Raw genomic sequence first — 7,237 nt, 5'->3', positions numbered from 1 at the left:
GCCCCTCCTGCACCGGTGAGGCGCAGATGATCCTTGGCCTGCCGATCCCCTATCTTTCCGCGGTCGCCTTTGCAGCGATCCTTGCCTGTCTCATCCTTCCGAAAGGACACCGCCCATGAACCGCCGCACCCTTCTGATCGGAGCCTCTGCGCTTGGCCTTGCCGCCTTCGCGGGTGGCGCCTACGTGCTGAACCAGCGCCGCGCCGCCGAGGCAGAAGTGGCGGCCGCTGCCGCGCCAACAGCCGATCAGGCACTACTGATCCGGGACTACTCCCCCAGCTTCGGTCCTGCCGATGCGCCCGTCACACTGGTTGAATTCTTCGATCCGTCCTGCGAGGCCTGCCGCGCCTATCACCCGGTGGTGCAAGAGATCCGGCGGCAGTTTCCGACTCAGGTCCGGGTCGTGCTGCGCTATACCGTCTTCCACGAAGGCTCGGACGAAGCCGTGCGCATCCTCGAGGCCGCGCGGATGCAGGACAAGTTCGAGCCGGTTCTGGATGCGCTGTTGGAACAGCAACCGGGCTGGGCCGTGCATGGTGCGCCGCAGATGGACGTGGCCTGGGAAATCGCCGGGGCCGCGGGGCTCGATCTCGAAAGGGCGGAAAGCGACAAGCTCTTTCCGGGGATTACTGGCATCCTCAACCAGGACGCAGCCGACGTCGAAGCCTTGGCCATTCGACAGACGCCGACCTTCTTTCTGAACGGCAGGCGGCTGGAGAACTTCAGCGCAGACAGCCTGATCGCAGATGTGCGGTTTGCAATCGAGAACAGCTGATGCCGATCAGGACCGATTGGCGAAGGCCGCGAAGAGCGCCAGCGTTCGTTCGCTGACGTGATGCTCGATGCCTTCGGCGTCGCGCTCTGCCGTCTCGGGGTCAAGGCCAAGGCTGATCAGGAACCGCAGCACGATCTCGTGCCGCCGCCGACATTCCTTGGCCAGCGCGCGGCCCGTGTCGGTCAGAAAGACCGACCGATACTTTGCGCGGGTGATCAGCCCTTCGCGCGCCAGCCGGTCGAGGGTCTTGCTGACCGTCGGCACCTTCACGCCAAGGCGGGTGGCGATGTCCACCGGGCGCGCCTCGCCCTGTTCGTGGATCAGCTCAGCGATCAGTTCGACATAATCCTCGGCCAGTTCATTCCGCCGTGCCTCGCGCACGCCCTGAAACGCTTCGGTGCGCGGGTCTGCGGGGCCGTCGAGCGGCGCGGTGCGGGTGTCAGGGTGGAACTCGGTCATCTGCAGAGTGTCGCATGGGATGGATTGACAAGTAAAGTCGCGGGGCAGATTGTTAGCACTGTCTAACTTTATGCGCCACGTCTTGTCGGGATCGTGACGAAACCCGGGAGCGCCCTAAACCATGTCCATCCCAGCCTGGCGACAAGAGCGCGAGACGCCCTCACTTTCCGAGGTCTTCCGCACCATTGCGGTCGGCAACGGCGGCACCAGCCGGTTCCGCCGGTTCCTCGCCTTCATCGGCCCCGGCTATCTGGTGGCCGTGGGCTACATGGACCCCGGCAACTGGGCGACCTCGCTCGCCGGCGGGGCGGCCTTCGGCTACACGCTGCTGTTCGTAGCCCTTCTGTCGAACATCATGGCGATCCTCCTGCAATCGCTCTGCGCGCGGTTGGCGGTCGCCTCGGGTCGCGATCTGGCGCAGGCCTGTCGAGATGCCTTTCCGAAATGGATGTCGGTGCCCCTTTGGGTTTTCGCCGAGCTAGCCATCATCGCCACCGATCTGGCCGAGGTGATCGGCACCGCCATCGGCCTGAACCTGCTGTTCGGCATCCCGCTGGAGATCGGCATCTTCATCACCGCCGCCGACGTGTTCCTGATCTTGTGGCTGCAGAACAAGGGGTTCCGCTGGATCGAGGCGCTGATCATCTCGCTGATGGCACTGATCGCGGCCTGTTTTGTCGTGCTGATCGCGCAGTCCGATCCGGTCTGGGGCGACGTCATCGCCGGGTTCGCCCCGAGCCGTGAGATCGTCAGCAACCCGACCATGCTCTACCTTGCCCTTGGCATCATCGGAGCCACGGTCATGCCGCATAACCTCTATCTGCATTCGGGCATCGTGCAGACCCGCGCCTTTGGCATGGACCTGCCCGCCAAGCGCGAGGCGTTGCGGTTGGCGACTTGGGACAGCACCATTGCGCTGATGTTCGCGTTGACGATCAATGCCTCGATCCTGATCCTTGCCGCTGCCGCCTTCTACACCGTCGGCGAAAATGACGTGGCCGAGATCGACAAGGCGCACCTGTTGCTGGAGCCGCTGCTGGGGTCGTCACTGGCGCCGGTCCTGTTCGGGGTGGCGCTTTTGTGCGCAGGCCTGAACTCCACTGTCACAGCCACGATGGCCGGGCAGATCGTGATGGAAGGCTTCATTCGGCTGCGCATCGCCCCCTGGGCGCGGCGGCTGATCACCCGCGGCCTTGCCATCATCCCGGCGGTCTTCGTGATCCTGCTCTACGGCAGTGAGGGCGTGGGTGAGCTGCTGATCCTGAGCCAGGTGGTGCTGTCCTTCCAACTGCCCTTCGCCATCGTGCCTTTGGTCATGTTCACCGCCAGCCGCGCCAAGATGGGCGAACTGGTCGCCCCACGCTGGCTGACGGGCCTCTGCTGGTTGATCGCCGCCGTCATCATCGTGCTGAACGTGAACCTGTTGTCGACCGTGCTTTTGGGCTGACCCTTCACCCTTCGGTGAGAGCACGAATTCGGGCTTGAACCTCAAGCGGCTGGAGGTTTTAGACAGAGAGCAATAAACAGGCAGGTTACGGATGCGGTTGACAAGGTTACAGAAAATCCTCTGGGCGGCGGCGGGACTGGCCACGCTGGCCTATGGGCTGCTCGTGCTGTTGCCAAACCGCGCGTCGGAGGCTGTCCCGCAAGCCGCCTTCCGACCGACCTTCACGCTGCCGGATGCCGAGGGTCGGGTGCGCACCCCTGCCGAGTTTGCGGGCCAGCATCTTCTGGTCTTCTTCGGCTTCACCAACTGCCCGGACGTCTGCCCGACAACACTTTCCGAAGTGGCGCAGGTGATGGACGATCTGGGCGACGACGCTGCCCTTGTGCAGCCTCTGTTCATCTCGATCGATCCCGAGCGGGATCGCAGACTGGGGCTGGCCGAGTTCACTGCGGCGTTCCACCCGTCGATCATCGGGCTTGCCGGGGACGAGGCACAGACCCGCGCCGCGGCGGACAGCTTCCGCATCTTCTACGCGCGCGAGGGTGATGCCGCCGCCCCCGACGGCTACACCATGTCGCACAGCCCGGCGCTCTACCTCATCGGGCCCGAGGGTGACTGGCTGCGTCAGTTCACCTACGGCACGCCCGCCACCGATATCCTTGCCGACCTTCAACCCAGATTGTGACCGCCATGAAATCCCTGATCCTCTCGGCCCTCCTCACCCTATCCGCCGCCCCCGTGCTGGCCTGCGAAACCTTCACCCTGGGCGATCTGAATATCGAACACGCCTGGTCCCGCGCCACCATCGGCGCGAACCGGCCGGGGGTATTCTATGTCGAGATCACCAACAACGGCAGCACAGATGATGCGCTGATCGGCATCGCGACCCCGGCTGCTGGCATGCCGATGCTGCACGAAACCGTGGTGACCGACGGCATCGCCTCCATGCCACACGCCATGTCGATCCCGGTTCCGGCTGGCCAAACCGTCGAGCTGGCGCCCGGCGGCTATCATGGGATGCTGATGGGCCTGACCACGACACTGGCCGAAGGCGACAGCTTCCCGGTGACACTCTCCTTCCAGAATGCCGGGGAAGTCGTCGTCAATGTCGAGGTTCTGTCGCTACGGGCGGAGGGTCCGGATTGCGACGACGCCAACTGATCCTTGGTCTGGGAGGCGCGAGCGGTGCATTGGCCTTCACGCTCGGCCTCGGCTGGTTGCAAAGCCGCGGCCGCGCGCAGCCGCCCGCCGCGCTTCTGCCACTGCCCATCGGCGAGATGGGCTTTGCCCTGACCAACCATCGCGGTGAACCGGTGCGCCCGGCAGACTGGATCGGCCGCCCGACCATGGCCTTCTTCGGCTTCACTTGGTGCCCCGATGTCTGCCCAACCACCCTCAGCGACATCTCGGGCTGGCTGGATGAGCTCGGGCCCGACGCCGACCGGCTGAACACCGTCTTCATCACCGTCGATCCCGAACGGGATACACAGCAAGTTCTGGCCGACTACCTGGCAAACTTCGATCCACGGATCACCGGCCTGACCGGCCCGCTGGCCGAGGTCGAACGCGCCGTCGCAGGCTTCCGCGCCCGGTTCGAAAAGGTGCCCCGCGACGGGGATTACACCATGGACCACACTGCCGGTGTGTTCCTGTTCCGCGCCGATGGGCGCTTTGCCAGCATCATCGACTACCACGAGGACCGCCGCTTCGCCCTGCCGAAGATACGCAGGGTTCTGACCTGACAGCCACACCTGTTCCGGAGAGCCACATGACCAACACGCCCCTTCTGACCCGCCGCACAATGCTGCTGTCCGGCCTCGCCGTCGCGACTTTCGCGGCCAGTCCGGTGCGCAGCGCGGGCCCGTCGATCCATGTCGTAAAGGGAACCGGCTGCGAATGCTGCAACGCCTGGGTCGCCTATCTTCGGGACGAGGGTTTCACCGTGACGGACGAGGAGCGCTACGGCACGCTCCTGATGACCTACAAGGCCGAAGTGGGTGTGCCTCAAAGAATGATCTCCTGCCACACAGGGATGATCGAGGGCTATGTGCTCGAAGGCCATGTCCCTGCGGCCGATATCCGGCGCCTGCTCGAGGAGCGGCCGGACGCGATCGGGCTTGCCGTGCCTGGGATGCCCTATGGATCGCCCGGCATGGGACCGGAGGACAGCCGCGAGGCCTACGACGTCCTGCTGATCGGCCGCGATGGCTCAACCGAGGTCTTCACCCGCTATCTGGCCGCCTGACAATTGTGTCGCCCGTGCTTCATGCCGCCTTCGGCCAACGGCGATGCAGGGTGTCGATGAAGACGGCATGGGTGTGGTGGGGCCCGTGTTCCGACAGGTGGAGATAATCGGCGGACAGGTCAGGAAGGTCGTGCCGCAAGAACGTCTGATCGTTCGCGGGCCAGAGGCGCAGCACCGCAACGAGGCCAGCCGCGCCGATGAGCGCCGTGACGCACAGACCGGGCACCGGCGCCGATCCCGCCGGCCAGCGGGTAGGTGACCAGCCAGCAGGCGCGCGAGAGGGCGAAGCTGCCATTCATGATGACCTTAGCGACTGACCGCCTTCTAGAGTGAGAGGAGTGCCGGTTTCCCGGTGACGGGTTAAAGGCTCGGGAGAGTGGCTCCCGGCGCCTGTCACGGGAGATAGCCGATGGGCGTTGTGGAAGTTCTGGATCCGGTCGCGCCGGCGCGAGCCGGTGGCTGGAAGGTGGATGTGAGCCGGGGTGAGCGGAACGGGCGAGTGTCGTCCGAATGGTTCAACCGCCCCGACGACGAGCGGTATCTGTCGCTCGACGATCTCTGGGCCAATGTGAAGGGTCGGTCCGAGCGCAGCCGCAGCCGGGTGGTGCAGACGGCGGACATCCGAGTCGAGGCCGCGCGCGACAGCGCCGAGCGGCTACATCTGGTCCTGCCGAAAGCACATGAACCGGTGGCACCTACGCACTGGGCCTTCGGCCAGCTTGCCAGCATCGTCGGCGCACCGGCCTCCTACCTGCGGCAACTGCCCGCGCCACTGGCGGGGATCAACCTGCAATACGGCCTAACCAACCACCGCGCAGAGCAGGTGAAGACCTTCGAGACCGAGGATGGCCGCACTGAATTGCGCGCGGTGACTGGCCCCGACTACGGCCGCATCCATGACCACGAACTGGTCGAGGCGGTGCAGCGCATCGCGGGCAATGGCACCGGCGACACGCGCTGGAAGGTGCCGGGCGTGCTCGACTGGTCGACCGGGGTCTACAACCCAGATGTCGAGATCAGCCGCGACACGACCACGCTTTATGCCTCTGACCGCGATGTCTTCCTGTTCCTGGTCGACGATCACAATCCGATCGAGGCGGGCCGCCTGCCTGATGGCTCCCCTGATCTCTACTTCCGGGGCTTCTATTGCTGGAACTCCGAGGTCGGGGCCAAGACACTCGGCATGGCGAGCTTCTACCTGCGGGCCGTCTGCCAGAACCGCAACCTCTGGGGCGTCGAAGATTTTCAGGAGATCAAGATCCGCCACTCGAAATACGCCGCCTCGCGCTTCGCCCATGAAGCGGCCCCGGCGCTGACGCGGTTCGCCAATTCCTCGCCGCAGGGTTTCGTGAACGGCATCAAGGCCGCGCGGCAGCAGATCGTCGCGCGGACGGATGAGGACCGGGATGACTTCCTTCGCAGGCGCGGCTTCTCGAAGGCCGAGTCGGGCAAGATCATCGAGAAGGTGTTGATGGAAGAGGGCCGCCCGCCGGAGAGCATCTTCGACTTCGTGCAGGGCATCACGCGGTTGGCGCGCGACAAGACCCAGCAGGATGCTCGCCTCGACATGGAAGGGCGCGCGAAGAAGCTCCTCGACCGGGTCGGCTGACGCCGGGGCCCGCCACAGCGACCGCCCGCATGCGCGGCGGTCGCGCTTTCCCCTTCCACAGGCACGCCAGTTGCCCCGTCCCGATAGGGCAGGGGGCTTCGGCCTGCGCAATTCAGCGAAACCCCCATGACCCCCCAGGAAGAAACCGTCATCCTCGAGGCCCGTGATATCCTCGGCCGCTATCTCAGCCAGAACCCCGTCATTGGCAGCTGGCAGGCGCTGATGGACTATTGTGCTCTGACCGTCCGAGGTCCCAACGAGCGGTTCCATGTCCTCTATCTTGACCGCAAGAACCGCGTCATCTCCGATGAGCGTCTCTCGACCGGCACGGTTGATCATGTCCCGGTCTATCCGCGCGAGGTGATCAAGCGGGCGCTGATGCTGAATGCCAGCGCCCTGATCCTGATCCACAACCACCCGTCAGGCGATCCGACGCCCTCGGAGGCCGATCTCGGCATGACCAAGGAGATCCAGAAGGGGTGCAAGTATCTTGGTCTGATGCTGCACGATCATATCATAGTCGGGGCCGGGACCGAGCTGAGCCTGCGGGCCCTCGGCAAGCTCTGAGGGCCCATCGGACCCATCACCGCTGCCCCTTCGAGGAAGAGGGCGGCGGTTTGGTCTTTGACGGATGAGGCGGGGAGAGCGGCTTCCCGCGCCGTCGGAGATCTTCCCATGTTCGACCTGCCATTGCCCATCCAC

General features: G+C 64.9%; 10 protein-coding genes. 8 read left to right on the top strand and 2 right to left on the bottom strand.

Translation table 11 applies throughout. The features are described from left to right. Nucleotides 1-115 precede the first annotated feature (115 nt). Nucleotides 116-775 (top strand): DsbA family protein, encoded by a 660-nt coding sequence (locus V7Q39_RS18035; RefSeq protein ID WP_333817995.1) that lies wholly within the window; start codon nucleotides 116-118, stop codon nucleotides 773-775. Nucleotides 776-781: 6 nt separating this feature from the next. Here the strand turns inward: V7Q39_RS18035 and mntR are convergent, their stop codons facing one another. Beyond that, complete coding sequence (mntR, locus tag V7Q39_RS18030) at nucleotides 782-1,234, bottom strand: manganese-binding transcriptional regulator MntR (RefSeq protein WP_107754785.1); 453 nt, start codon at nucleotides 1,232-1,234, stop codon at nucleotides 782-784. Between the two features lie 121 nt (nucleotides 1,235-1,355). On the opposite strand from mntR, the gene V7Q39_RS18025 reads away from it, so the two are divergent. The 5 genes from V7Q39_RS18025 to V7Q39_RS18005 all read left to right on the top strand — a co-directional run bounded on the left by V7Q39_RS18025 (nucleotide 1,356) and on the right by V7Q39_RS18005 (nucleotide 4,926). Continuing rightward, a complete protein-coding gene (locus V7Q39_RS18025; RefSeq protein ID WP_107754786.1) occupies nucleotides 1,356-2,681 on the top strand; it encodes an Nramp family divalent metal transporter in 1,326 nt (441 codons plus the stop codon). A 91-nt stretch (nucleotides 2,682-2,772) separates the two neighbouring features. Then, nucleotides 2,773-3,366: an SCO family protein gene (locus V7Q39_RS18020; RefSeq protein ID WP_107754787.1), complete on the top strand. Its 594-nt coding sequence runs from the start codon at nucleotides 2,773-2,775 to the stop codon at nucleotides 3,364-3,366. Between the two features lie 5 nt (nucleotides 3,367-3,371). Beyond that, on the top strand, nucleotides 3,372-3,842 hold the full coding sequence (locus V7Q39_RS18015) for a copper chaperone PCu(A)C (protein ID WP_333817994.1): 471 nt from the start codon (nucleotides 3,372-3,374) through the stop codon (nucleotides 3,840-3,842). Continuing rightward, nucleotides 3,824-4,423, top strand: coding sequence for an SCO family protein (locus tag V7Q39_RS18010; RefSeq protein ID WP_107754789.1), 600 nt, complete (start codon nucleotides 3,824-3,826; stop codon nucleotides 4,421-4,423). The genes V7Q39_RS18015 and V7Q39_RS18010 overlap by 19 nt, the downstream gene beginning before the upstream one ends. A 26-nt stretch (nucleotides 4,424-4,449) precedes the next feature. Then, nucleotides 4,450-4,926, top strand: a complete 477-nt coding sequence (locus tag V7Q39_RS18005; protein WP_107754790.1) for a DUF411 domain-containing protein — start codon at nucleotides 4,450-4,452, stop codon at nucleotides 4,924-4,926. A gap of 19 nt (nucleotides 4,927-4,945) precedes the next feature. Here V7Q39_RS18005 and V7Q39_RS18000 read toward each other — a convergent pair whose 3' ends face one another. Continuing rightward, nucleotides 4,946-5,152, bottom strand: a complete 207-nt coding sequence (locus V7Q39_RS18000; RefSeq protein ID WP_107754791.1) for a hypothetical protein — start codon at nucleotides 5,150-5,152, stop codon at nucleotides 4,946-4,948. 183 nt (nucleotides 5,153-5,335) lie between these two features. Between V7Q39_RS18000 and V7Q39_RS17995 the strand changes: the two genes are divergently transcribed. Then, entirely contained in the window at nucleotides 5,336-6,535 is a 1,200-nt protein-coding gene (locus V7Q39_RS17995) for a DUF932 domain-containing protein (RefSeq protein WP_333817993.1), read from the top strand. A gap of 126 nt (nucleotides 6,536-6,661) precedes the next feature. Then, nucleotides 6,662-7,102 carry a JAB domain-containing protein gene (locus V7Q39_RS17990; protein WP_107754793.1) on the top strand — a complete coding sequence of 147 codons (441 nt, stop codon included), beginning with the start codon at nucleotides 6,662-6,664 and terminating at the stop codon, nucleotides 7,100-7,102. The last annotated feature ends 135 nt before the right edge of the window (nucleotides 7,103-7,237 follow it).

This window comes from Tabrizicola sp. (assembly GCF_036781545.1).
Taxonomy (GTDB): domain Bacteria; phylum Pseudomonadota; class Alphaproteobacteria; order Rhodobacterales; family Rhodobacteraceae; genus Tabrizicola.
The sequence above is the reverse complement of the archived record's forward strand: the minus strand, read 5'-3'. Positions and strand labels throughout refer to the sequence as shown.

Bases quoted from the DNA above. Each gene is read 5' to 3' on its own strand.
- V7Q39_RS17995 (WP_333817993.1), top strand. From the start codon at position 5,336: ATGGGCGTTGTGGAAGTTCTGGATCCGGTCGCGCCGGCGCGAGCCGGT.
- V7Q39_RS18005 (WP_107754790.1), top strand. From the start codon at position 4,450: ATGACCAACACGCCCCTTCTGACCCGCCGCACAATGCTGCTGTCCGGC.
- V7Q39_RS18035 (WP_333817995.1), top strand. From the start codon at position 116: ATGAACCGCCGCACCCTTCTGATCGGAGCCTCTGCGCTTGGCCTTGCC.
- mntR (WP_107754785.1), bottom strand. From the start codon at position 1,234: ATGACCGAGTTCCACCCTGACACCCGCACCGCGCCGCTCGACGGCCCC.
- V7Q39_RS17990 (WP_107754793.1), top strand. From the start codon at position 6,662: ATGACCCCCCAGGAAGAAACCGTCATCCTCGAGGCCCGTGATATCCTC.
- V7Q39_RS18025 (WP_107754786.1), top strand. From the start codon at position 1,356: ATGTCCATCCCAGCCTGGCGACAAGAGCGCGAGACGCCCTCACTTTCC.
- V7Q39_RS18015 (WP_333817994.1), top strand. From the start codon at position 3,372: ATGAAATCCCTGATCCTCTCGGCCCTCCTCACCCTATCCGCCGCCCCC.
- V7Q39_RS18020 (WP_107754787.1), top strand. From the start codon at position 2,773: ATGCGGTTGACAAGGTTACAGAAAATCCTCTGGGCGGCGGCGGGACTG.